This window comes from Mycobacterium appelbergii (genome assembly GCF_032883035.1).
Classification (GTDB): Bacteria; Actinomycetota; Actinomycetes; order Mycobacteriales; family Mycobacteriaceae; genus Mycobacterium; species Mycobacterium appelbergii.
Genome location: NZ_JAMQTH010000001.1, coordinates 750,627 through 774,018 on the forward strand (window position 1 = coordinate 750,627; position 23,392 = coordinate 774,018).

Sequence of the window (23,392 nt, forward strand, 5' to 3'; positions counted from 1 at the left end):
ATCTTTTGACTCATTCCAGAAAGAGCGCATACTGGAACCGTGACCCTGGCGCATGACCACGAACCCCGGGCCCTTCTGCGGGCCGCCGGGTTACGGGTTACTGCGCCACGGGTCGCGGTGTTGAACGCCCTGGTCGCAGCACCGCACTCCACCGCAGACGACGTCGCCAACCTGGTACGTCAAGTGTTGGGGTCGGTGTCCACTCAGGCCGTCTACGACGTGCTCCATGCGTGCGTCAAAGCCGGTCTGGTACGCCGCATCGAGCCGGCCGGCTCCTCGGCGCGCTACGAAACCCGCACCGGTGACAACCATCACCACCTGGTGTGCCGGGTCTGCGGCAGGGTGGCCGATGTTGACTGCGCTGTCGGCCAGGCACCCTGCCTCGAACCCTCTGACCTCGACGGTTTCGCTGTCGAAGAAGCCGAAGTCGTGTTCTGGGGTACGTGTGCCGACTGTCGTGTCGAATCCTCGGACTCAGCCCACGAAACGAGGAGTTCAGAGAACGATGAGCGAGAAATTCACAACCACTGACGCGGGCAATCCCGCGCCGAGCGACGATCATTCACTGACGCTCGGGCCGGACGGCCCGATCCTTCTGCAGGATCATTACCTGATCGAGCAGATGGCCATGTTCAATCGGGAGCGCATCCCGGAGCGCCAGCCACATGCCAAGGGCGGTGGCGCGTTCGGTCATTTCGAGGTGACGGGCGACGTCACCAGGTACACGCGGGCGGCGGTATTCGCGCCCGGCGCCAAAACCGAGACGCTGACCCGCTTTTCGACTGTGGCCGGCGAGCGCGGCAGCCCAGACACCTGGCGGGATCCGCGCGGATTCGCGACGAAGTTCTATACGCCCGACGGCAACTTCGACATGGTCGGCAACAACACCCCGGTCTTCTTCATGCGGGACCCGTTGAAGTTCCAGCACTTCATCCGCAGCCAGAAGCGGATGGCCGCCACCAACCTGCGTGACCACAACATGCAGTGGGATTTCTGGAGCCTCTCCCCGGAGTCGGCCCACCAGGTCACCTGGCTGATGGGCGATCGGGGCATCCCGAAGACCTGGCGTCACATGAACGGCTACTCCAGTCACACCTACAGCTGGATCAACGCCGACGGTGAGATCTTCTGGGTCAAGTACCACTTCAAGACCGATCAGGGTGTCGAGTTTCTCCTCCAGGAGGATGCCGACCGGCTCGCAGGCGAGGACGGCGATTACCACCAGCGGGACCTGTACGACTCGATCGAAAAGGGCGATTACCCGAGTTGGTCGCTGAAGGTGCAGATCATGCCGTTCGAGGACGCGAAGACCTACCGGTTCAACCCCTTCGACCTGACCAAGGTATGGCCGCACGCCGACTATCCGCTGATCGACGTCGGCAAGCTGACGCTGGATCGCAACGTCACCGACTACCACACCGAGATGGAGCAGGCGGCGTTCGAGCCGAACAACATCGTGCCCGGCACCGGCCTGAGCCCGGACAAGATGCTGCTGGCGCGCGGCTTCTCCTACTCCGATGCGCACCGCGCCCGGCTGGGCACCAACTTCAGGCAGATCCCGGTGAACATGCCGAAGGTGGAGATCAACAGCTACTCCAAGGACGGTGCGATGCGGACGCAGAACGTATCCGATCCGGTGTACGCGCCGAACTCCTATGGCGGGCCGGTCGCCGACGAGGCACGTGCCGCCGAGGTGAAGTGGTACGCCGACGGCGAGATGGTCCGCGCCGCGTACACGCTGCGGCCCGACGACGACGACTGGGGTCAGGCCGGCACCATGGTCCGCGACGTTCTCGACGATGCGGGGCGGGAACGCTTGGCCCACAACATCATCGGACATGTCGCCGACGGTGTGAAGGAGCCGGTGCTGTCCCGGGTGTTCGAGTACTGGCGCAACGTCGACCCCGATCTCGGTAAACGGGTCGAGGAAGGCGTGCGCGCCGAACTCAACGGCAACGGCGGTTGATCAGACCACTCTGCAGCCCAAGAGAACGCCCCGGTCACCGTGAGGTGGCCGGGGCGTCCACCATCGGCTCCGGCGAACACCGGGCGCGCCGGCCGCAATCGTGAGATTCTCGCTGATGTGACGCGCATTCGGGCCCGGGTCGCCGCGGTGGTCGCGGTGTCGCTGCTGGCGGCCGGGTGCGGCCTGCACGGTGAGGATCCGGAACGCGGCGCGGCGATGTCCTTCGCCGTCGGCGACTGCCTCAGTGTCCCGGCGGGAACACCCTCGGTCCCCCAGGTGGTCCGGGCGGGCAAGGTGGACTGCAACGCCGACCCGAGCTACACCGTCGGCGCGGTCGCCGACGGCAGTGGTGACTGCCCGAGCACCGAGTATCAGCACCTGCCCGCGGAGTTCGCCGACCCGTCGACGGCCCGGCTGTGCCTGGTGCCCAACCTGGTCGCCGAGCACTGTTACGAACTGGGACTGCCCGCCGGTGTGATGGAACTGGCCGACTGTGCCGACCGCGGCCAGGGGGTGCTGGTCCAGGTGACACAGCGTCTGGACGTGCGCGACAAGGCCGCCTGCCCTTCGGCCACCGGGCATTTCGCGTGGCCCTATCCCGCACCCGCACGGACCTACTGCACCCGGACGGTCCACTGAATGGCATCATCGAGCCCATGCGTGCCCTGACTGTCAGCCTCGGGGTGGCCGGTGTGGCGCTGGCCTTGGCGGCACCCGCCGGTGCCCGTCCCTCAGATCCCGGAGTGGTGTCCTACGCCGTGTTGCCGAAAGGTTCGGTGGGCAATATCGTCGGCGCCCCGATGACGTGGGCGGCCGAGTTCACCGATCCGTTCCAGGGCTTCTCGGTGGACAACCCCGTGTGCAACAACTGGGCTGATGTCGGATTACCCGAGGTGTACAACGATCCGGACCTCGCCTCGTTCAACGGTGAGACGACGCAGACGGCGGCCAATGATCAGGCCCACTTCGTCAAGCAGTCGGTCGGGGTGTTCGCCAATCCCGACGCCGCCAACCGTGCATTCCATCGTGTCGTCGACCGGACGGTGGGCTGTTCGGGGCAGACCACCGCGATGCATCTGGACAACTTCGTCACACAGGTGTGGACTTTCACCGGTGGTCCTGCCGGGGCCACCGACGCGGACTGGGTGAAACAGGAAGCGGGCACCGATCGCCGCTGCTTCACCACCACCCGACTTCGGGAGAACGTATTACTGCAGGCCAAGGTGTGTCAGTCGGGTAACGGTGGCCCCGCGGTCAACGTCCTGGCCGGGGCCATGCAGAACTCCCTGGGACAGTAAAGCGTCGCAAATTCGGGCGCGCGTCACCGATGCGTAACCGCTGAACGCGCGACATTGTCGGTGCCATCTGGAAAATAGAAGACGACCGACCGGGAGGGTGGTTGTCATGGCTGTGCCGATGTGGGCCGAACCAGGCTCGATTCCACCGGTCGAGTTCACCAGCGCCGAACAGGCCGCTGCGCATATCGGTGAGCGCTGCCTGGAAGACGGCGGTGCGGGTCGGGTGGGCCTCGAGATCGAGGCGCACTGTTACGACCTGGAAGATCCGACGCGGCGTCCGGACTGGGACGAGCTGTCGGCGGCGATCGCCGAGGTGCCGGAGCTGCCCGGCGGCAGCCGCATCACCGTGGAACCCGGCGGTGCGGTCGAGCTGTCCGGACCGCCGGAGGACGGCCCGCTGGCCGCGGTCACGGCGCTGCTGGCCGACCGCGCGGTGCTGCGGGCGGCGTTCGCCCGCCGGGGGCTGGGGCTGGTGCTGCTGGGCACCGATCCGCTGCGCCCCACCCGCCGGGTCAATCCGGGCGGGCGTTATCAGGCGATGGAGGAGTTCTTCGCCGCCAGCGGAACGGCGCAGGCCGGCGCCGCGATGATGACGGCGACGGCCTCTGTGCAGGTGAATCTCGACGCAGGTCCTCGCGCCGGTTGGGCGGACCGGGTCCGGCTGGCGCACGCGCTGGGCCCGACCATGATCGCGATCACCGCCAATTCGCCGATGTTCGGCGGGCAGTTCACCGGCTGGTGCTCGACCCGTCAGCGGGTGTGGGGGCAGCTTGATTCCGCTCGATGCGGGCCGGTGCTGGGAGCTGACGGGGACGACCCGGCCAGTGACTGGGCCGGGTATGCGCTCAAGGCCCCGGTGATGCTGATCGACCCGCCTGATGCCGTACCCGTGACGAACTGGGTGCCGTTCGCCGACTGGGCCGACGGCCGGGCGGTGCTGGGCGGCAGACGGCCCACCGAAGTCGACCTCGACTACCACCTGACCACGCTGTTCCCGCCGGTGCGGCCGCGGCGCTGGCTGGAGATCCGCTACCTGGACAGCCTGCCGGATGCGGTCTGGCCCGCCGCGGTGTTCACCCTCGTCACGCTGTTGGACGATCCGGCAGCGGCCGCTGTTGCCGCCGAGGCCACCGAATCGGTGGCCACCGCCTGGGACCTGGCCGCCCGTGCCGGGTTGTCCGACCGGCACCTGCACACCGCCGCCGTGCGGTGCGTTCACGCCGCCGCCGAGCGGGCACCGGCCGAGCTCGCGGAATCGATGCGGCAACTGGTGCGTTCGGTCGAACAGGGCCGCAGCCCGGCCGACGACTTCGCCGACCGGGTGGTGCGCCACGGGATCGCTCCGGCGGTGAGCCAACTGGCGAAAGGTGAGCTTTGACCACACGCGAGACGCTGGCGCAGGAGCTGACCAGGGCGCGGGAGCGGACCCTGCGCCTGGTCGATTTCGACGATGCCGAGTTGCATCGCCAGTACGACCCGCTGATGAGCCCGTTGATCTGGGATCTGGCGCATATCGGGCAGCAGGAGGAGTTGTGGTTGCTGCGCGACGGCAATCCCGACCGGCCCGGGATGCTGGACCCGGCGGTCGACCGGCTGTACGACGCGTTCGTGCATACCCGCGCCAGCCGGGTCAGCCTGCCCCTGCTGCCGCCCGCGGAGGCCCGCGCCTACTGCCAGGCGGTGCGGTCCAAAGCTCTCGACGCCCTCGACACCCTCGATGAGGACGATCCGGCGTTCAACTTCGGTCTGGTGATCAGCCATGAGAACCAGCACGACGAGACCATGCTGCAGGCGCTGAACCTGCGGGCCGGCCCGGCACTGTTGGGCGAGGGCGCGGCGTTGCCCGTCGGCCGGCCGGAGGTGGCGGGGACGTCGGTGCTCATTCCGGGCGGACCGTTCCTGGTGGGGGTCGATGAGCTGACCGAACCACACTCGTTGGACAACGAGCGGCCCGCGCATGTCGTCGAGGTGCCGTCGTTCCGGATCGGCAGGGTTCCGGTGACCAACGCCGAGTGGCGCGCGTTCATCGAGGACGGCGGATACGACCGGCCGCAGTGGTGGTCGCACCGGGGCTGGGGTTACCGGCAGGAGGCGGGTCTGACCGCGCCGCAGTTCTGGCACCCCGACGGCACCCGGACGCGTTTCGGACACGTCGAGGCGATCCCCGGCGACGAACCCGTCCAGCACATCACGTATTTCGAAGCGGAGGCGTACGCGGCCTGGGCGGGTGCGCGGTTGCCGACCGAGATCGAATGGGAGAAGGCCTGTGCCTGGGACCCGGTGTCCGGTGTGCGCCGCCGGTTCCCCTGGGGCGCTTCGGAACCCACCGATGTGCTGGCGAACCTCGGTGGCGACGCGCTACGCCCCGCGCCGGTGGGTGCCTACCGGGCGGGGGCCTCGGCCTACGGCGTGGAGCAGATGTTGGGCGATGTGTGGGAGTGGACCAGCTCGCCGTTGCGACCCTGGCCCGGTTTCACGCCGATGGTCTACGAGCGTTACACCGAGCCGTTCTTCGACGGCGACTATCGCGTGCTGCGCGGCGGTTCATGGGCTGTCGCCGCGGGCATTCTGCGGCCCAGCTTCCGCAACTGGGATCACCCGATGCGGCGCCAGATCTTCGCGGGTGTGCGGTTGGCCTGGGATGTGTAGGCATCTGGGTTGGCTCGGCGCGCCCCGGTCCGTCGCGTCGCTCGTGCTCGACCCGCCGCAGGCTCTGCTGGTGCAGTCGTATGCGCCGCGACGGCAGAAGAACGGCCTGATGAATGCCGACGGTTGGGGCGCAGGGTTTTTCGACGATGGCGTGGCGCGGCGCTGGCGCAGCGACAAACCGCTGTGGGGCGACGCTTCGTTCGCCTCGGTGGCCCCGGCGCTGCACAGTGGATGCGTGGTGGCCGCGGTTCGCTCGGCGACCATCGGTATGCCGATCGAACCGTCGGCGTCGGCGCCGTTCACCGACGGACACTGGCTGCTGTCGCACAACGGCCTGGTGGACCGCGCGGTGCTGCCGCTTGCCGCGAACGCCGAGTCCACGGTGGACAGCGCGGTGCTCGCGGCGCTGATCTTCGAGCGTGGGCTGGACGCGCTCGGTGATACCGTTGCCGAGGTCGGGGAGCGTGATCCGAACTCCCGGCTGAACATCCTGGCCGCCAACGGTTCTCGTATGCTTGCCACCACGTGGGGGGACACGCTGTCGATGTTGCGTCGCTCCGACGGCGTGGTACTCGCCAGTGAGCCCTATGACGACGACCCCGGTTGGCAGGACATACCGGACCGCCACCTGGTGGTCGTTGACGATTCTCACGTCGAGCTGACACCCCTGAAAGGAACAGCATGACGCTTTCGCTGTCGAACTACCTGGCCGCCGATTCCGCGGCGGCGGCACTGCGCCGCGATGTCCGTGACGGTCTGACGCAGGTACCGAAAATGTTGCCCCCCAAGTGGTTCTACGACGGGGTGGGTAGTGATCTGTTCGACCAGATCACCCGGCTTCCCGAGTATTACCCGACGCGCACCGAAGCGCAGATTCTCTCCCAGCGGGCCGCGGACATCGTCGCGGCCGCGGGCGCAGACACCCTCGTGGAGTTGGGCAGCGGTACCTCGGAGAAGACCAGGATGCTGCTCGACGCGATGCGTGACGGTGGCTTGCTGCGCCGGTTCATCCCCTTCGATGTGGACGCGGGGGTGTTGCGTGCGGCCGGTGACGCGATCGGACGGGAGTACCCGGGTGTCGAGATCGAGGCGGTGTGCGGTGATTTCGAGGAGCATCTCGGTGAGATTCCACGGGTGGGTAAGAGGCTGGTGGTGTTCCTGGGCTCGACGATCGGCAACTTGACGACCGGACCGCGCGCGGATTTCCTCACCGCACTCGCCGCGACCTTGCAACCTGGTGACAGCCTGCTGCTCGGCACGGATCTGGTGAAGGATGCCGGGCGCCTGGTCCGCGCCTACGATGACAGTGCCGGCGTCACTGCGGAGTTCAACCGCAACGTGTTGGCGGTGGTGAACCGCGAACTCGCCGCCGATTTCGATCTCGATGCCTTCGAGCATGTCGCGAAATGGAACGACGACGAGGAACGCATCGAGATGTGGCTACGCGCCCGCACACCGCAACAGGTACGGGTGGCGGCACTGGGTCTGGACGTCTCCTACGCCGCAGGCGAGGAGATGCTGACCGAGGTGTCCTGCAAGTTCCGGCCTGCGGGCGTCACCGCCGAGTTGGCGAAAGCCGGTCTGAGACAAACGCACTGGTGGACGGATGCGGCCGGGGACTTCGGCCTGTCACTGGCGGCGAAATGACCCTGGCGCAGCAGTGGCGGGACGCCAGACCCAAGGCCGCCGGGCTGCATCTGGACAGCGGCGCCTGCTCGCGGCAGAGCGTGGCGGTGATCGACGCGACCACCACCCATGCCCGGCACGAAGCCGAGGTGGGCGGTTACGTCGCCGTTGAGGCCGCCGCTCCGGTGCTCGAGGCAGGGCGTATCGCCGTCGCGGCCATGACCGGTTTGACCGCGAATGACGTGATCTACGCCAGCGGATCCGGTCACGCCCTGGACCTGTTGCTCAGCAGTTGGCCCGAAGAGCACACCGTGGCCTGCCTGCCCGGCGAGTACGGGCCGAACCTGGCGATCATGGCGGCCAACGGGTTTCAGGTACGCGCCCTACCGGTCGACGGCGACGGCCGGCTGGACGTCGGCGCCGCCGCACGTCAACTTGCGGCCGATCCGCCCGCACTCGTGCACCTCACGGCGCTCGCGAGCCATCGCGGGTTGGCTCAGCCGGTCGCCGATGTCGTCGCGGCCTGTCACGCCGAGGGCATCCCGGTGGTGGTGGACGCCGCCCAGGCGCTGGGGCACCTGGACTGCACCGCCGGTATTGACGCGGTGTACTCGTCCTCACGCAAGTGGCTGGCGGGGCCGCGTGGTGTCGGTGTGCTCGGCGTCCGGCCGGAACTGGCCGCCCGGCTGCAACCCCGGGTGCCGCCCGCCGACTGGGATATCGCGATGAGCGCGCTGGAGAAACTCGGGCACGGCGAGCACAACGCTGCGGCGCGGATCGGGTTCTCCGTCGCGATCGGGGAACACCTGGCTGCCGGGCCGGAACTGGTGCGCGCACGATTGGCCGAACTCGGACACACGGCCCGACAGGTGCTGGCGGAGGTGACCGGTTGGAAGGTGGTGGAACCGATCGATGAGCCCACTGCCATCACCACGCTGGAACCGACCGACGGCGCCGATCCGGCCGTCGTGCGGGCCCGGCTGATCGCCGAACGCGGCATCGTCACCACCGCCTGCGAGGTGGCACGGGCGCCGTTCGAGATGATCAAACCTGTCCTGCGGATCTCACCGCACGTCGATACCACCGCCGAGGACCTGCAGCAGTTTGCCGCGGCGTTACGCGAGGTCTCGTCAGCCTGAGCCGACTACGTCGCTGCCGGTGGTGCGTCGGGCGATGTTGTAGAAGCGGATTTCCTGGTATTCGTCGAGTCCCTCGGCGCTACCTTCGCGGCCGAGGCCTGACTGTTTGATCCCTCCGAAGGGCGCCGCGGCGTTGGACGGGACACCTTGGTTGATCCCCACCAGGCCGGTTTGAAGCGCATCGGCGACATTGAGGGCGCGATCGAGGTTTTCCGTGAACACATAACCGGCAAGACCGTATTCGGTTGAGTTGGCGCGGTGTACCACCTCTGCTTCGGTACGGAAGCGTTGGATTGCGGCGATCGGGCCGAAGATCTCGGTGCGGGCCGCCTCGGCGGTGGTCGCGACGTGATCGAGTACGGTCGGCTCGAAGAAGCTACCCGGCCCGGCGATGGCGTGGCCACCGGAACGCACGTCGGCCCCGGCCGCGACCGCGTCGTCGACGAGCTTCTGCATGCTGGACACGGCGCGGTCGTCGATCAACGGCCCCAGGGCGACGTCGTCGGCGAGCCCGTTCCCGACACGTGCTGCGGCCATCTTCTCGACCAGTCCCTCGACGAAGGCGTCGGCAATCCCGTCCTGGACGTAGATGCGATTGGCGGCGATGCACGACTGGCCACCATTGCGCATCTTGGCGGCGTAGGCGCCGTTGACCGCGCGTTCGAGGTCGGCGTCGTCGAAAACGATCAGTGGAGCATCGCCGCCGAGTTCCATGGAGGACCGTAATACGTTGTCAGCGGCCAACTTCAGCAGTATCTTGCCGACACCGGTGGATCCGGTGAACGAAACCTTGCGGACCCGGGCGTCGGTGAGAACCGCCTCGCTGAACGCCGACGCGTCGCCGGTGGTGACAACCTGGACGAGATCGACGGGCACGCCGGCCCGGTAGGCGAGATCGACGACGTAGAAAGTGGTCAGCGGAGTCAGCGTGGCCGGTTTGATCACCACCGGGCATCCCGCTGCCAAGGCGGGCGCGATCTTGCGAGTCGCCATTGCCAGCGGGAAGTTCCATGGAGTGATGAGGACAGAAAGCCCAACCGGTGCCCGCCGCGTCAACAGCGTGGCGCCGCCCGTGGGCACGTCGCGGACGTTGCCGCCCGGCCGGACCGCTTCTTCGGCGTACCAGCGGACGAAGTCACCGCCATAGGTGACCTCGGCGCGCGACTCGACCAGCGGTTTGCCCATCTCGCTGGTGATGAGCAGGCTGATCTTTTCCGCGTGCTCGTTGATCAGGTCATACCAGCGGCGCAGAATGTCGGCGCGCTGGCGGGGGGTGCGTGCCGCCCACTCGCGCCCTGCGGCCTCGGCCGCTGCCACCGCCCGCAGCGCCTGCCCGGGGTCTGCGTCCGGGACCGCGGCAATGGTGTCACCGGTGGCGGGGTTGAACACCTCGAGGCTGCGGGCACCATCCGGCAGTGCCAGCGCCCGGACGACGGCATTGGTGTCGGCTACTCGCTGCGGATCGGCATCGAGCAGGTCAGCGGCAGCTGTGTTCGCGAGGTCGGTGCTCATTTGGCTTCCTCTTCGGAGAGAACGTGGGAGATGGCGGCGACGAACTGGATGAGCTCGGCGTCGGTGGTGGTGAAAGGCGGACTGACCTGAAGCGTGTTGCCGCGCAGCGGGCGTGAGATGAATCCGATGTCGATCAGTTTGTCGGCAACCGCTTCGGCCGCGATGTCTTCGCGGACGGAGATGCCGCCGAGGAACCCGGCCACGCGGACTTCGCTGACGCTGGGTCGTTGCCGGGCCAGCTCCTCAAGCTGGACGCGCAGCAGTTGCTCCAGCGCAGCTGCGCGCGGCACCAGATTGTCGCGTTCGAGAACATCGAGGTTGGCCATCGCAACTGCGCACGCCGTGGCGTGGCCGGCGTACGTGGCGCCGTGCCGGAAGATCGGGGTGGTCGTGTCGTCTGCGAAGAACGGCTGCCAGATTTTGGCTGACACCAGGACACCGCCCAGCGGGGCATACCCGGAGGTCACTCCCTTGGCGAAGGTGATGAGATCGGGCTGCAGGCCGAACCGCTGGGCGGCGAACATCGTGCCGGTGCGACCGAACCCGGTGATGACTTCGTCGAGGATGACGAGGATGTCGTTCTCATGGCACAGCTGCTGCAGTGTTTCGAGATAGCCGGGGACCGGCGGGTTGACACCGCCGGTGCCCTGGATGGGTTCGGTGACGATCGCGGCGATGTTCTCTGCACCCAGATCGGCGATGGCACCCTTGAGCGCGTCGATGTCGTGGACGGGCACGCGGTGAGTCTCCGGAACCAGTGAATCTGTCCCGTAGCCTTCGCGATTGAAGTCGAGGCCCGCGATGCTGGTGCCGTAGGCGTGCAGGCCGTGATAGGCGTGCTCGCGGCTGAGGATGGTGGTCTTGCCGGTACGCCCGGCCTGCTGCCAGTGCCTTCTTGCGAGCTTGCAGGCGACGTCGATGGCGTCGGAGCCGCCGGAGTTCAGGATGACCTTGGCATTGTCGATGGGGGACAGGCCGGCCAGCCGCGATGCCAGGGCGAGCGCCTGGTCGTTCACGAATCTGCCGAAGATGTGGTAGGTCTCCAGCTTGAGCATCTGGGCGTGCGCTGCCTCGGCCAGCGCCGGATGTGAGTGTCCGATGTTGGCGTGCCACAGGCCGGCGGTGCCGTCGAAGAGACGCCGCCCATCGGTGGTGTAGATGTAGCAGCCCTCGCCGCGGTCGATGACGAGTTGCCGTCCCAGGACTGAAGGGATGTGGGCTTGGGCGGACCACAATGCGGGTCCTTCAAGGACATTCGGATGGGACGACATGGGGGCCTTTCAGGGTGGTGGTCGGACAGGTCAGCGGGCGGTGTAACCGCCGTCGATCGGGATGCAGACGCCGGTCAGGTATCCGGCTTCCAGAGAGGCGAGGAAGCTGACCGTGGCGGCCACGTCCGCAGGCGCGGCTAACCGCTTCAGTGGGATGTCGGCGACGACGTCGCGCTCCGCCTGGCCGGGGTCGGCCTGTTCGCTGACCCAGGTGTCGTAGAGAGGGGTGCGGGTCATTCCCGGCGCGACGGCGTTGACGCGGATGTTGCGGTCGGCGAGCTCGACGGCGGCCGCCGTGGTGAGCGCGTTGATCGCGCCCTTGCTGGCGCTGTAGATGCTCATGGTCGGCACGCCGATCGACGCGAGCCGGGAGCTGACGTTGATGATGGCGCCCCCGCGGTCCATCCGTTTGGCTGTTTCCTGCAGCACGGCGATCGGCGCGATGGTGTTGACCTCGAAGACGTGTCGGATCTCCTTGAGCGGCACGTCCAGAAGATCACCGGTGTGGTCCTGCGCGGCGTTGTTGACCACCACGTCAAGTCGGCCGTACGTGTCGATGGCGGCCGAGGCCAGCGCGGCCGGTGCGCCTTCGGCGGTGAGATCGAGGGCGAGGAATGCGGCTCGGTCGCCCAACTCCTCCCGCACCTGCAGCCCGCGTCGTTCGTCGCGGCCGGTGATGATCACGTTCAACCCGTCGGCGTGTAGTCGTCGGGCGATGTCGTGGCCGATCCCGGATGTCGATCCGGTGACAATCGCGGTGCGGCGGGTCATTTCGTCGTCTCCGCGGTGTCGATGGCGCGTTTGAGACGAGCGACGCCCTCGTCGATGCGCTCGGGTGTCGACGTGGCAAAGCACAGGCGCAGTGACTCACCGAAGTTGCCGTTCACCGAGAACGCCGTCCCGGGGATGTACGCGACGCCCGCGGCGAGCGCGGTTTCGAACAACGCCTGCGTGTCGACCTGCGAGTCAGTGAAGGTGACCCACAGGAAGAATCCTCCATCGGGATCGGTCGCGTGCACCGCATCACCGAAGGCACGGTGCAGGGCGGCGCGCATCGCGTCCTTGCGTTCGCGGTACAGGCCGAGGACCCGCTCGAGATGAGGCTGCAGGTGGCCGTCGGCAAGGAAGTCTGTGACGGTGAGTTGTGCGGGGATGCTGGTGCAGGTGTCCATCGCCTGCTTGGCGTTGATGAGCAACTGCTGCAGCCGCGGGTCGCTGTCGACCCAACCGATCCGCAGCCCGGGGGCGAGGATCTTGGAGAACGTGCGCACTGAAAAGACCTGCGGATTGCCGGGATCGATCTGGCTGTATCCGGGGATGGTGTTGTCGTTGAACCGCAACAGGCCGTACGGGTCGTCATCGACGATGATCGATCCCCATCTGGCCGCGAGTTCGAGCAGTTGTTCGCGCCGTCGCAATGACTGGGTCACGCCGGACGGATTCTGGAAGTTGGGGATCGTGTAGATCGCTTTAGGGGCGCGTCCTGCCTTCGCCACGAGAGCGGGCAGGGCGTCGACCACCAGCCCGTCGGCGTCGAGTGGCGCCTCCAGCACGTCTGCGCCGTAGGACAGCGCGGTCGCGTTGCCGTTGGTGTAAGTCGGCCCCTCGACGATGACGAGGTCACCAGGGTCGACGAACAGCTTGAAGGCCAGATCGAGGCCCTGCATGCCGCCCGTGGTGACGGTGATCCGTTCCTCGGCCGTCGTAATGCCGTGCTCTGCCTGCAATTTCACGATCTGCTCGACGAGCGCGGGTTCACCTTCGCTGCGCCCGTAGCTGTACTTGCCCGGTACGGTGCGCGCGGAGTACTCGTCGAGGAGGTCCACTGGGATGAGGTCGTCGCTGGGGGCGCCCATGGCGAAGCGGACGATGTCGTGGGTCTGGCGTGCGAGCACTGACGTCGACGAGTCGATGACGGATCCGATCAGGTCTGATGTCCGGTGCGCGAGTGGGAGCTGGCCGTCGCTCATGGGGTGTCCTCCGTGTACCTGCTGGCTGTCACTGCCTTGACGCTACGTCCGCGGATATGTGAAAAAAAGCGACGTTTTGTGACGTAAACATGTAACAATCAATTACGTGATCGAGTCGGGAGGGCGCTGACATGTTGGATGTGCATCGCCTGGTGCTGTTGCGTGAGGTTCAGTTGCGCGGCACCATAACTGCTGCGGCACAGGCGCTTTCGTACTCGCACTCGGCGGTTTCGCAACAGTTGGGCCTGCTGGAGAAGGAAGCGGGTGTGCCGCTTCTGGAGAAGGTGGGACGAGGTGTCCGCCTCACCCAGGCTGGAGAGGATCTGGCGCGTCACGCCGAAGACATCATGGCCATTCTGGAACGCGCCGAAAGTGATCTGGCCGCCAGGGATACGACGGTGCGCGGTGTACTACGGCTGGGCGCGTTCACCACGATCAGCCGCACGGTCGTTCCTCGCGTCATCTGCACCCTGGAGCGACAGTATCCAGAGCTGGATATCCGGTATCGGCAAGTCGAGCCCGAGACAGGGCTGTTGCTGCTGTCGTCGCGTCGTATTGATGTACTGATCGCCGACAGCTATCCGGGCATGTCGGTTTCCGTGCCTGCGGACCTGAATGTCGATCTGCTGACCAGAGATCCGATCCGCGTCTATCTGCCTGCGGGAGTTGATGTCGCCGCCCTCGACGGGCTGCGTCGACTCCGCTGGGTATTCGAACCGAGTGGGTCGGAGGCCCATGCCTGGACGCGGGCGGTATGTCAGCGGCACGGATTCGAACCTGACATCGCGTACGAGTCCGCCGATCTGCTGTTCCACCTGCGCCTGGTCCAGGCGGGCCTGGCTGCGGCGTTTCTTCCTGACTCATTCGTGCGCGACGCCGACGTGGAGGCGGCCCCGACCGCGCTGCTCGACACGGATCAGCTTCGCGATATCTCGCTGATCTGTCGGGCAGGCGCAGAGCGTCGCCCTTCGATCATCGCGTGCCGCGACGCGTTTGTGGAACACCTTCGCTGTCCACCTGAGCAATGACGCAATTGCGCGGCCAGATCATCGTTTTCGATTGACACGACCGATCAGTGTCTCGCCGGCTGCGATCCTGGTCTCGTCGTCGCTGCCGGGAATCTGTGTCCCGCGTAGGGAACGACCCGCGGTTTCGTCGAAGAACAGTACTGCGGCAAAGCCGATGGCGCCCGCCCCCGCGAGGTAGATCCCGGGCATGATGGTGATGCCGGTCCGCTGAATGAGCCATTGAACGACCAGCCCTGCGGTTCCACCGAATGCCGCCGTCGCCACGTTGTAGCCCAAGGCGAAGCCCGAGTAGCGGACGCTGGTGGGGAACAGCGCCGGAAGCGTGGCCGAAATGTTCGACAGCAACGCCACGAGCAACAGCCCGAGGACCGCGATTCCGACCAGCTCGAGGAAGATGCTTCCACGATCCATGAGCATGACCGCCGGGACCGAGAGCACCGAGAGTCCGATTGCGGCGCACAGCAGTACCGGTCGCCTGCCGACACGGTCTGTCAGGGCGCCGAACGGGACGATGACCGCCATCATCACGATCTGAATGGCGACGAGCATCATGCCCGATGCTGTCTCGCTCTGGCCCAGAGACCCGGACAGGTAAGTCGGCATATAGGTGAGCACCAGGTAGAACGCGACGTTGAGCATCATGACGAAACCGGTGAGCTTCACCAACTGCCCTGGATAGTTGCGGGTGAGGTCGACGAGTGCCCGCAGCGGCGACTCCGTTCTACCGGCCTGGTCGAGTTCGCTGAAGGTCTCGGATTCGGTGAGGGATCTGCGCATCCAGATGGCCAGGAGGCCGAGCGGCAGGCAGACGAGGAAAGGGATCCGCCACCAGAATTCCTGCATCGCGTCCTCACCGACCACCACCGTCAGCGTGGTGCAGAGGATTGCGGCCGCGGAGAAACCGGCGAGGGTCCCGAATTCGAGGAAGGATCCGTAGAAACCCCGACGGTTGTCGGGTGCGTGCTCGGACATGAAGACAGCGGCGCCTGCGTATTCGCCACCGGCGGAAAAGCCCTGCACGCTGCGAAGGGTGAACAGCAGTATGGGCGCAAGGAGTCCGAGTTCATCCGCGGTCGGCAGCAAACCGATCAGGGTCGTAGAGATGGAAATGATGGCAATGGTGGCGACCAGAACCTTTTTGCGGCCGATACGGTCGCCGAGCGGGCCGAGGACGATGCCCCCGATGGGGCGGAGCAGAAACGAGATGGCAAAACCGAAGAGTGCGAAAAGGCGCTGGGTGCCGGGGTCGTCCGAGAAAGGGGAGAAAAAATGGTATCCGATGTATATCGTCAGGTAGCCATAGACGCCATAGTCAAACCATTCCAGCGCGTTGCCGGCCGCTGATCCAGCCACGACTCTTCGCACCTGACGACGCTCTTGTGGCGACATGTCGGTCTCGGACGTGCGGTGCGGAAGGCTTTCTGCGGGCAGGCTGTCGTGAAACCGCGCCGGAGTGGTGTCCATCGGTAGTCTTTCTGTGTCAGCTTCTGCGGATCAATCGCCTCGGCGCCTGGGTGAACACCTCTGTGCCACGCTCCGTCACCCGGAGGGACTCGCTGAATTCGCAGCTGTGGCCTTGCAGCCACATTCCGGCGATGAAATGGAAGGTCATATTCGGCTCCAGTACGGTCGTGTCCTCACGACGAATGCTGACCGTTCCTTCACCCCAATCCGGCGGATAGCCGATTCCGATGGAATAGCCCAGGCGCGAGTTCTTCACCAAACTGTGTTTTTCGAGAAAGCGCCAGTAGACGTCGGCGATCTCCCCGGCGGTAAGGCCTGGCCGGATGGCATCGATCGCGAGGGTCAACCCCTCGACGGTCAACCCGGCAAGCCGGTCCAGTTCGCGTGGCACGCTGCCGATGGCGACCGTGCGGGCAAGCGGGGTGTGATAGCGGCAATGCGCACCGGCAATCTCGATCGCGACGGTCTCGCTGTCGCCGAACTTTCGTGCTGTCCAGGTCAGATGGGGGGTATCGGCCGCTTCGCCGGTCGGAAGCATCGGGACGATCGCTGGATAGTCCCCGTCGATTTCGTCGATTCCCGCGACCTGCGCGTGGGCGATCGCCGCGGCAACCCGGTGCTGCGGGACGCCGGCGGCGATGGCATCTACAGCGACGGCCATCGCGTTGGTGACGACGCGGCCCGCATTACGCATGAGTTCGATCTCGGCATCCGACTTGACCAGGCGTAACCAGTTGACGATTCCGCGACCGTCGGCGAACTCCCACTCGGGTATGCCGTCCCGTAAAGCAAGGTATGAGCGGACGGAGAAGTAATGCCCGTCGCCTTCGATGGCTACCTGGCCGCCGGACAAACGCTGGACCCATCCGCAATTGTGCAATTCTTTCGCGACCCAGTCGAAAGGATGTAATTCACGGCGGTGCACCGTCGATTCGGGGTAACCGAGAATCTCTTCGGTCGACAGGTAGGCCGTGCGATGCGCCCCGCGTGCATCCATTTCCCGCGCCACGAACAGTACGCCTGCATCATGTGCCGAGAGCAGGAGAAACTGAGGCATATAGAACGACCACGCGTTGTAGCCGGTCAGATAATAAAGATTTGACGGATCTGTGATGAGGAGCGCTGCAAAGCCTGCTTCGCGGGCCAGTCGTGCGGCTTTTTCTCTCCGCTGACGATATTCGCTGCTGTCAAATGGCAAGGCGATCAACTCTATTCTTACGACAAGCGTGCCAGTAGGGCTTTTTTGCGGGGTGCTCGACAGCGGGGCTGTCAGTACCTACGGATCAGTTCGGTGAGGACACCTCGACCGAAGAGCAACGCGTCGACTGGAACGTGCTCGTCGGCGCCGTGGAACATCGCGGGAAAGTCGTACCCGGCCGGTAGCAGCAGGGGCGCGAAACCGAATCCCCGGATGCCCAGGCCTGCGAGCATCGCGTTGTCGGTCCCCGCGGGCAGCAGATACGGCACGACACGAGCGTCCGGCCTGAAGTGTTCGATACTGGATCGCATCGCGTCGACGAGCGGGCCGTCGAAAGTTGTCTCGACAGCCGCTACGTCGTCCTCCACGGTGACTTCGACCGCGGGTCCGGCGAGATCACGCACCCGCTGCAGGACCTTGTCGCGTTGCCCGGGCAGGACACGCACGTCGATCGATGCAGTCGCCTCGGCCGGCACGATATTGGTCTTGTAACCGGCATCGAACACCGTCGCATTGCTCACGTTGGACAGTCCAGGGACCACGAATGGGGCGCAGGGGCCAACCGCTGCGAGCACATCCCGTGCGTCAGCGTGCGCCGGTGCACCGGTGATCGCCCGAAGCTCCTCAAGCAGGCGTGCGGTTGTCGAGGTCAAAGCCACCGGCCACGGTTCTTCGTCGATGCGAATCAGCGCGCGCGCAAGCTCGATGATCGCGTTGTCGTTGTTGAGTTGGGAGGCGTGGGAGGCGCGTCCCCGGCTGCGGAGTCGCAGCCACAGGATGCCCTTTTCGCCCGTCTGTACGAAAAAGACAGGTCGGCCGCCGATGTCGGCAGAGAATCCACCAACCTCACTGATCGCGACATCGGCGCCCCGGAACACCTCGGGATGTTCCGCGACGAGCCAGCGAGCTCCGAAGTGAGAGTTGTCCTCCTCATCGGCGAGGAATGCCAGGATGATGTCGCGTTGGGGCACAAAGCCTTCGGCGATCAGAGTCCGAACGGAGGCGACGATCATCGCCACCATGTTCTTCATGTCGACGGCTCCGCGTCCCCACAGCTTGCCGTCCATGACCACGCCCCCGAACGGATCAACCGTCCAATCGGCAGCATCGGCGGGCACCACGTCCAGATGGCCGTGCAGGAGAAGCGCAGGCAGATCTGGATCCGACCCCCGCCATCGGGCGATGAGGTTGGTGCGCCCCGGAGCCTTCTCATAGCGTTGCGACTCGATGCCCACCTCAGCGAGGAGGGAGGCAAGGTAATCGGCCGCGATCCCCTCACCGACAGCATCTCCGCCCCCGCGATTGGTGGTGTCGATTCGGATCAGATCGGACGTGATCGCGACGACGTCGCTCTCGTCTGTCGATCGCACAGCCGGAGTTCGTAACACCTCGCGGTACGCGCCAAAGGTTTCGCGGCTGCGCATATTTCCTCCGAACCGTAAATGACTGAGGTCACGCTAGTGGCGACAACTCATCAGAAAAAGCGGCACTTACTAACGGTTATTTGTCAGCTTCATCGACTATTCGACCGCGTCGGCTGCGTCCTTGTGTCCACCTCGACTACCAACGCGCACCAGCGGCATTCGCTTCCATCGGCCGATCCGCCCGCGACCGATGCCGGGTCATTGAATGGCTGTCGGGGCAACAAAAATATCGTTGCCGTCAAGAACGGCGTGATACTCGATTTGCCCTTCGGGCCGCAAACGAGCATGCAACCATGAGCGGTGCCGCCTTCACGGCAGCAAACGTCAGTGCGGCTCGTTCGGGTCCCTCGCATAAGGAGCGGTCGATGAATTGGACGATTGCGGTTCGTGGGGTGATGACGAGAACCGTTGTGGTCGTCGCGCTGGTGGGCGCGGCCGCGACGGGTACCTGCGTTGCGGCAAATGCCACGCCAGGCGCTCCCACCGGTCCGTCGGACACCGCATGCATCAGCATGCCTACCGACCCGGTGTGCGCGGGCGGCCCCTACGCGATCCCGTCGCCGCCGCCCATGGTGCTGCCGCCGGCGGCACCGATCGAGTCGGCGCCGATAGGTGGCGGCATGTCAGGTATGCCGGGATCGATTTAGCGCCTCAGCCGGCCTTGTGTGCGGTGAGCAGGAACGCCGGGAACTTGATACGGCCCTTCTCATCGTGGTCGTGCGCAGGCAGTTCGAAGGGAAGATCGGCGGGTATGGCAACGGCGCTCGCGTGGATGAACGCCGGCCGGATGTCGTCGACTTCCCAGTGCTTCGATACGGCTGCCCGCAACTCGTCCTCGTCGACCTCGTTGGGCTTGGGTTCCATTTCGGCGGGAAACGCGCCTTTGGCGAAGACCAACACGTAATAGCTGGCGCCAGGTGCCGAGGCCCGGTGGATCGATCGCAGGTAGCCGTCGCGGCCCTCGACAGGCAGTGAATGGAACAGCGTCGAATCGACCACCGTGCTGAAACGCCCGTCGTACCCGGTGAACGAGGTGATATCGCCCTGCACGAAGCTCGCGGTGCTGAGGTTGCGTTCCTGGGCGGCCCGGTTCGCCACGGCCACCGCGGTGGGACTCAGATCCATGCCGACGACGGTGTAGCCGTCAGCGGCCAGCACCAGTGACAGTTCGGCGTGCCCGCAACCTGCGTCGAGCACATCGCTGCGGAACTTTCCGGCCTTGTGCATCGCGGCCAGCTCAGGTTGGGGCTCACCGATATTCCACGGCGGCGGTCCTTCAAATCCTGCGTCCCCGCGGTACGCGCCATCCCAGTCCAAGACGTCTTCAGATGCCATGCCACCCAAAGTACGCGTGTCAGTCCCACGTGTGGACGGGCTCGTTGCTGTGCATCCGTTGGATGTAGAGCCCCAGCATTTCGGCCAGCGCCTCCGGCCGGGTCCGCCCACGTTGCTGGAATTCCTGCACGGTCGACACCTGCCAGGAGGCGCCGGTGCGGCCGGTTTTGGCGCGGCCTTCGATGACACCGAGGTAGCGGTCGCACACCTCGGCAGCGACCCCCCAGCGGCGCAGCCCGTCGTGGGCCATCGGCAGCAGCTGACGCAGCACCAGTTCGTCGGGCGTGACCTCACCCAGGCCGGGCCAGTACAGTCGCGCGTCCAGGCCGAACTGTGCCGATGCGACGAAATTGTGTTGGGCGGCAGCAAAACTCATCTTCGTCCAGAGTGGCCGGTCCTCTTCGGACAACGTGCGCAGCAGGCCGTAGTAGAACGCAGAGTTGGCCATCATGTCCACCACCGTCGGGCCGGCCGGAAGTACCCGATTCTCGACGCGCAGGTGCGGCATGCCATTGACCACGTCATACACCGGACGGTTCCACCGGTAAATCGTGCCGTTGTGCAGCCGCAGTTCGGACAGGTGCGGCGCGCGGCCCGCGGCGAGCTCGGCGGCGGGGTCCTCATCGGACAACTCGGGAAGCAGCGACGGGAAGTACCGCACGTTCTCCTCGAACAGGTCGAAGATCGAGGTGATCCACCGTTCGCCGAACCACACCCGCGGCCGCACGCCCTGGGTCTTGAGCTCGTCGGGGCGGGTGTCGGTGGCCTGGGTGAACAGTTCGATGCGGGTCTCGGCCCACAGCTCGTGGCCGAAGAAGTACGGCGAGTTGGCGCCAACCGCTATCTGGGGGCCTGCCAGCACCTGGGCGGCGTTCCAATTCTGCGCGAACTGGGCGGGGGAGACCTGCAGGTGTAGTTGCATGCTGGTGCACGCCGATTCCGGTGCGATCGACGCGGCCTGCAGACTCAGCCGCTCCGGGCCGGCGATGTCGATCTCCATGTCTTCGCCGCGGGCGGTGAAAATCGAGTCGTTGAGCGCCCGGTATCGCGTCGATTCGCTCATCCAGCTACCCGAAAGGTGTTCGGGCATAAGCGTCGGGAGGATGCCGACCATCACGATGTGCGCACCGTGCTCGCTCGCCTTGGCCTCGGCGGCGTTCAGGCTGGCGCGTACATCGCTCTCCAATTCGAACGGGGACCGCCCTGGCAGCGGCCGGGGCGGCACGTTGAATTCGATGTTGTACGCGCCCAATTCGGTTTGAAACGCCGGGTCGGCAATGGAATCGAGTACCTCCCGGTTGGCCATCGCCGGCTGGTACCGGCTGTCGACGAGGTTGCACTCGATCTCCATGCCGGTCAGTGGCCGTTCGAACTCGAAACTGGACTTCGCGAGCATGGTTTCGAACACATCGAGGCACAGTTGTACCTTGCGCCGGTACTCCTGACGATGCGCACCGGTGTATTCGGTCTTCTTCACCTCTTCGCCCACACCGCGATGCAACAACGTCGAGTGGTCTGTCCGCAACGGAATGGACATAAATGTTCATCACGTTTGACTACCGCAGCTACGGGGTACCGGAACGCCGGTGCCGGTAGGCTTTGGCCGCGATGACCTCACCGACGGAGGCAGATCAGGGCGGGCTGGAACAGGTCTCGACGGTCGACCGTATCGCCGGGTTGACCGGCATTCGTGCCGTCGCAACCCTGACGGTGATGGGCACGCATGCCGCGTACGGCACCGGTCTGCTCTCGCGCGGCTACCTGGGGCTGTTGGGTGCCCGCCTCGAGATCGGGGTGGCGATCTTCTTTGTGCTTTCGGGTTTGTTGCTGTTCCGGCCGTGGGTGTCGGCGGCGGCCAGGGGGGCGGCCCCGCCTCGAGTGCGTCGTTATGCGCGCAGCAGGTTCCGCCGGATCGTCCCGGCCTATGCGGTGACGGTCCTGCTCGTATTCGGCGTGTACGAACTGCGGCCTGTCGAACCCAATCCCGGCCACACCTGGACAGGCCTGTGGCGCAACCTCACTCTCACGCAGATCTACAGCAACGACTACTTCATCAGCTATCTGCATCAGGGCCTGTCCCAGATGTGGAGCCTTGCGGTGGAGGTGGCGTTCTATGCCGTTCTGCCTGTGCTGGCCTATCTACTTCTGGTGGTGTTGTGCCGCAGACGTTTTCGGCCCACCCTGCTGTTGGCCGGTCTCGGGTTGCTGGCCGCGGTGAGCCCGCTGTGGCTTGTCGTGCTGCACACCACGGACTGGCTTCCGGTGGGTGCGGGTTCGTGGCTGCCCCACTACCTGGCGTGGTTCGTCGGCGGGATGATGCTGGCGGTGCTCGGTGCCATGGGGGTGCGGTGCTATGCACTGGCCGCCCTGCCGCTGGCGTTGGCCTGTTATCTGGTGGTGTCCACTCCGATCGCCGGGGAAACCACAGCGGTGGCGTTGGACCTGTCGGCGGATCTGGCCAAGACCCTCTTCTACGCGGTGATCGCCACGCTGGTGGTGGCGCCGCTGACGCTGGGGGACGGCCGCGGCTGGTATGCGCGGCTCATGGGCAGCAGGCCGATGGTGTGGCTGGGGGAGATCTCCTACGAGATTTTCCTGCTCCACGTGGTGGTGATGGATCTCGTCATGGAACTGGTGTTGCGGTTGCCCGTCTACACGGGTTCGGCGGCAACACTGTTCGCGCTCACGCTGGCGGTCACGGTGCCGCCGGCCTGGCTGCTACACCGACTAACCCGGCCGCGCTGACTCGTCTGTGGACCGCGGGACATGGGTGCCTCCCGGCTGTGCCGGGCCGGCTCCGGCCCGTCCCGGCGGGGGCACGGCGGCACCGGGATCGGGGGGTGGGCTCACCACGTTGCGGCCGTAATCCTGTTGTGGGGAAAGCAGTTCGGCGTAATCGCCGTACTGGGGAGCCTGTTGGGCCTGGCGCGGCGCGGCCTGCGCGGCCTGGGGCGGCGCCTGCGCCCCGTACCGGGCCTGGCCGTAAGCCTGCCCATACGCCTCGCCCCGGGCCTGCCCGTAACCGCTGTGCTGCGAGGCATTCGGCACTGCGGCGTGCTGCTGACGGTAGTACTGCTGAACAGCTTGATTGTAGGAGTCCAGGTAGGTCTCATAGCCGCCCGCGGCACTGCCGTCGACCGCCTTCGGTGCGAGCCTCAGCGCCACGATCGCCACCACGGCCTGCACGCCGCCGAGCACCACGATCACCGTCGAGGCCCAGTTCGCCGGTGCCGACACGACACTTGCCAGACCGTCGAGAAAGCCCATGGCGGCCAGGACGGCGATCATCAGCGGGACGGGCTTCTGTCTCGACAGCAGGCCGAGCGCAGCAGCCAGAGCGGCCAACGCGGCGAACCTGACCTGCCAGCCGATCGCGTCGGTGGCCGAGGAGAAGCTGACGACGTACACGGCCAGCCCCAGCACCGCCACCGCGGCGCACAGGCTCCCCGGTAGGCGATTTCCGGTATCCCGTTGCTCAGAATTGCCGGGCGAATAGACCACGATCACTCCTC

22 protein-coding genes are annotated in these 23,392 nt (G+C 65.9%); 12 read left to right on the forward strand and 10 right to left on the reverse strand.

Annotated elements, in window-relative coordinates:
- Window positions 1–45: 45 nt before the first annotated feature.
- From M1247_RS03575 to egtE, 9 genes are all read left to right on the forward strand, one after another.
- Entirely contained in the window at window positions 46–531 is a 486-nt protein-coding gene (locus M1247_RS03575; protein ID WP_317155020.1) for a Fur family transcriptional regulator, read from the forward strand.
- The gene (locus M1247_RS03580; RefSeq protein ID WP_317154869.1) at window positions 506–1,966 is read left to right on the forward strand and encodes a catalase; all 1,461 of its coding nucleotides are present in this window, start codon (window positions 506–508) and stop codon (window positions 1,964–1,966) included. Before M1247_RS03575 ends, M1247_RS03580 begins: the two co-directional genes overlap by 26 nt.
- Window positions 1,967–2,083: 117 nt before the next feature.
- Entirely contained in the window at window positions 2,084–2,605 is a 522-nt protein-coding gene (locus M1247_RS03585) for a hypothetical protein (protein WP_317154870.1), read from the forward strand.
- Between the two features lie 17 nt (window positions 2,606–2,622).
- Window positions 2,623–3,264 (forward strand): sensor domain-containing protein, encoded by a 642-nt coding sequence (locus M1247_RS03590; RefSeq protein ID WP_317154871.1) that lies wholly within the window; start codon window positions 2,623–2,625, stop codon window positions 3,262–3,264.
- Between the two features lie 106 nt (window positions 3,265–3,370).
- The gene (egtA, locus tag M1247_RS03595; RefSeq protein WP_317154872.1) at window positions 3,371–4,642 is read left to right on the forward strand and encodes an ergothioneine biosynthesis glutamate--cysteine ligase EgtA; all 1,272 of its coding nucleotides are present in this window, start codon (window positions 3,371–3,373) and stop codon (window positions 4,640–4,642) included.
- Window positions 4,639–5,913, forward strand: a complete 1,275-nt coding sequence (gene egtB, locus M1247_RS03600; RefSeq protein ID WP_317154873.1) for an ergothioneine biosynthesis protein EgtB — start codon at window positions 4,639–4,641, stop codon at window positions 5,911–5,913. Before egtA ends, egtB begins: the two co-directional genes overlap by 4 nt.
- Entirely contained in the window at window positions 5,906–6,598 is a 693-nt protein-coding gene (egtC, locus tag M1247_RS03605) for an ergothioneine biosynthesis protein EgtC (RefSeq protein WP_317154874.1), read from the forward strand. The genes egtB and egtC overlap by 8 nt, the downstream gene beginning before the upstream one ends.
- Window positions 6,595–7,560 carry an L-histidine N(alpha)-methyltransferase gene (egtD, locus tag M1247_RS03610; protein ID WP_317154875.1) on the forward strand — a complete coding sequence of 322 codons (966 nt, stop codon included), beginning with the start codon at window positions 6,595–6,597 and terminating at the stop codon, window positions 7,558–7,560. Before egtC ends, egtD begins: the two co-directional genes overlap by 4 nt.
- Window positions 7,557–8,678 carry an ergothioneine biosynthesis PLP-dependent enzyme EgtE gene (gene egtE, locus M1247_RS03615; RefSeq protein ID WP_317154876.1) on the forward strand — a complete coding sequence of 374 codons (1,122 nt, stop codon included), beginning with the start codon at window positions 7,557–7,559 and terminating at the stop codon, window positions 8,676–8,678. The genes egtD and egtE overlap by 4 nt, the downstream gene beginning before the upstream one ends.
- On the opposite strand, the gene M1247_RS03620 is transcribed toward egtE, so the two are convergent.
- From M1247_RS03620 to M1247_RS03635, 4 genes are read right to left on the reverse strand one after another with little or no spacing between them, the layout of a single operon-like run.
- Window positions 8,670–10,190, reverse strand: coding sequence for an NAD-dependent succinate-semialdehyde dehydrogenase (locus tag M1247_RS03620; protein WP_317154877.1), 1,521 nt, complete (start codon window positions 10,188–10,190; stop codon window positions 8,670–8,672). The genes egtE and M1247_RS03620 overlap by 9 nt on opposite strands.
- Window positions 10,187–11,461, reverse strand: coding sequence for an aminotransferase family protein (locus tag M1247_RS03625; RefSeq protein WP_317154878.1), 1,275 nt, complete (start codon window positions 11,459–11,461; stop codon window positions 10,187–10,189). Before M1247_RS03625 ends, M1247_RS03620 begins: the two co-directional genes overlap by 4 nt.
- A 30-nt stretch (window positions 11,462–11,491) precedes the next feature.
- Window positions 11,492–12,232 (reverse strand): SDR family NAD(P)-dependent oxidoreductase, encoded by a 741-nt coding sequence (locus M1247_RS03630; RefSeq protein WP_317154879.1) that lies wholly within the window; start codon window positions 12,230–12,232, stop codon window positions 11,492–11,494.
- Window positions 12,229–13,431, reverse strand: coding sequence for an aminotransferase-like domain-containing protein (locus M1247_RS03635; RefSeq protein WP_317154880.1), 1,203 nt, complete (start codon window positions 13,429–13,431; stop codon window positions 12,229–12,231). The genes M1247_RS03630 and M1247_RS03635 overlap by 4 nt, the downstream gene beginning before the upstream one ends.
- Before the next feature lie 131 nt (window positions 13,432–13,562).
- On the opposite strand from M1247_RS03635, the gene M1247_RS03640 reads away from it, so the two are divergent.
- Entirely contained in the window at window positions 13,563–14,459 is an 897-nt protein-coding gene (locus tag M1247_RS03640) for a LysR family transcriptional regulator (RefSeq protein WP_317154881.1), read from the forward strand.
- 18 nt (window positions 14,460–14,477) lie between these two features.
- Here the strand turns inward: M1247_RS03640 and M1247_RS03645 are convergent, their stop codons facing one another.
- The 3 genes from M1247_RS03645 to M1247_RS03655 form a co-directional block, all read right to left on the reverse strand.
- Window positions 14,478–15,812 (reverse strand): MFS transporter, encoded by a 1,335-nt coding sequence (locus M1247_RS03645; RefSeq protein ID WP_317154882.1) that lies wholly within the window; start codon window positions 15,810–15,812, stop codon window positions 14,478–14,480.
- A 127-nt stretch (window positions 15,813–15,939) separates the two neighbouring features.
- Window positions 15,940–17,121, reverse strand: coding sequence for a M24 family metallopeptidase (locus M1247_RS03650; RefSeq protein ID WP_317154883.1), 1,182 nt, complete (start codon window positions 17,119–17,121; stop codon window positions 15,940–15,942).
- 71 nt (window positions 17,122–17,192) lie between these two features.
- On the reverse strand, window positions 17,193–18,491 hold the full coding sequence (locus M1247_RS03655) for a M20/M25/M40 family metallo-hydrolase (RefSeq protein ID WP_317154884.1): 1,299 nt from the start codon (window positions 18,489–18,491) through the stop codon (window positions 17,193–17,195).
- A gap of 419 nt (window positions 18,492–18,910) precedes the next feature.
- Between M1247_RS03655 and M1247_RS03660 the strand changes: the two genes are divergently transcribed.
- Complete coding sequence (locus M1247_RS03660) at window positions 18,911–19,192, forward strand: hypothetical protein (protein ID WP_317154885.1); 282 nt, start codon at window positions 18,911–18,913, stop codon at window positions 19,190–19,192.
- Window positions 19,193–19,196: 4 nt separating this feature from the next.
- Here M1247_RS03660 and M1247_RS03665 read toward each other — a convergent pair whose 3' ends face one another.
- The gene (locus tag M1247_RS03665; protein ID WP_317154886.1) at window positions 19,197–19,880 is read right to left on the reverse strand and encodes a class I SAM-dependent methyltransferase; all 684 of its coding nucleotides are present in this window, start codon (window positions 19,878–19,880) and stop codon (window positions 19,197–19,199) included.
- Window positions 19,881–19,899: 19 nt separating this feature from the next.
- Complete coding sequence (locus M1247_RS03670) at window positions 19,900–21,369, reverse strand: glutamate-cysteine ligase family protein (protein ID WP_317155021.1); 1,470 nt, start codon at window positions 21,367–21,369, stop codon at window positions 19,900–19,902.
- Between the two features lie 119 nt (window positions 21,370–21,488).
- Here M1247_RS03670 and M1247_RS03675 point away from each other — a divergent pair, with 119 nt between their 5' ends.
- Window positions 21,489–22,625 (forward strand): acyltransferase family protein, encoded by a 1,137-nt coding sequence (locus tag M1247_RS03675; protein ID WP_317154887.1) that lies wholly within the window; start codon window positions 21,489–21,491, stop codon window positions 22,623–22,625.
- On the opposite strand, the gene M1247_RS03680 is transcribed toward M1247_RS03675, so the two are convergent.
- The gene (locus M1247_RS03680) at window positions 22,608–23,381 is read right to left on the reverse strand and encodes a DUF5336 domain-containing protein (RefSeq protein WP_317154888.1); all 774 of its coding nucleotides are present in this window, start codon (window positions 23,379–23,381) and stop codon (window positions 22,608–22,610) included. The two genes, M1247_RS03675 and M1247_RS03680, sit on opposite strands and share 18 nt — an antisense overlap.
- Window positions 23,382–23,392 lie beyond the last annotated feature (11 nt).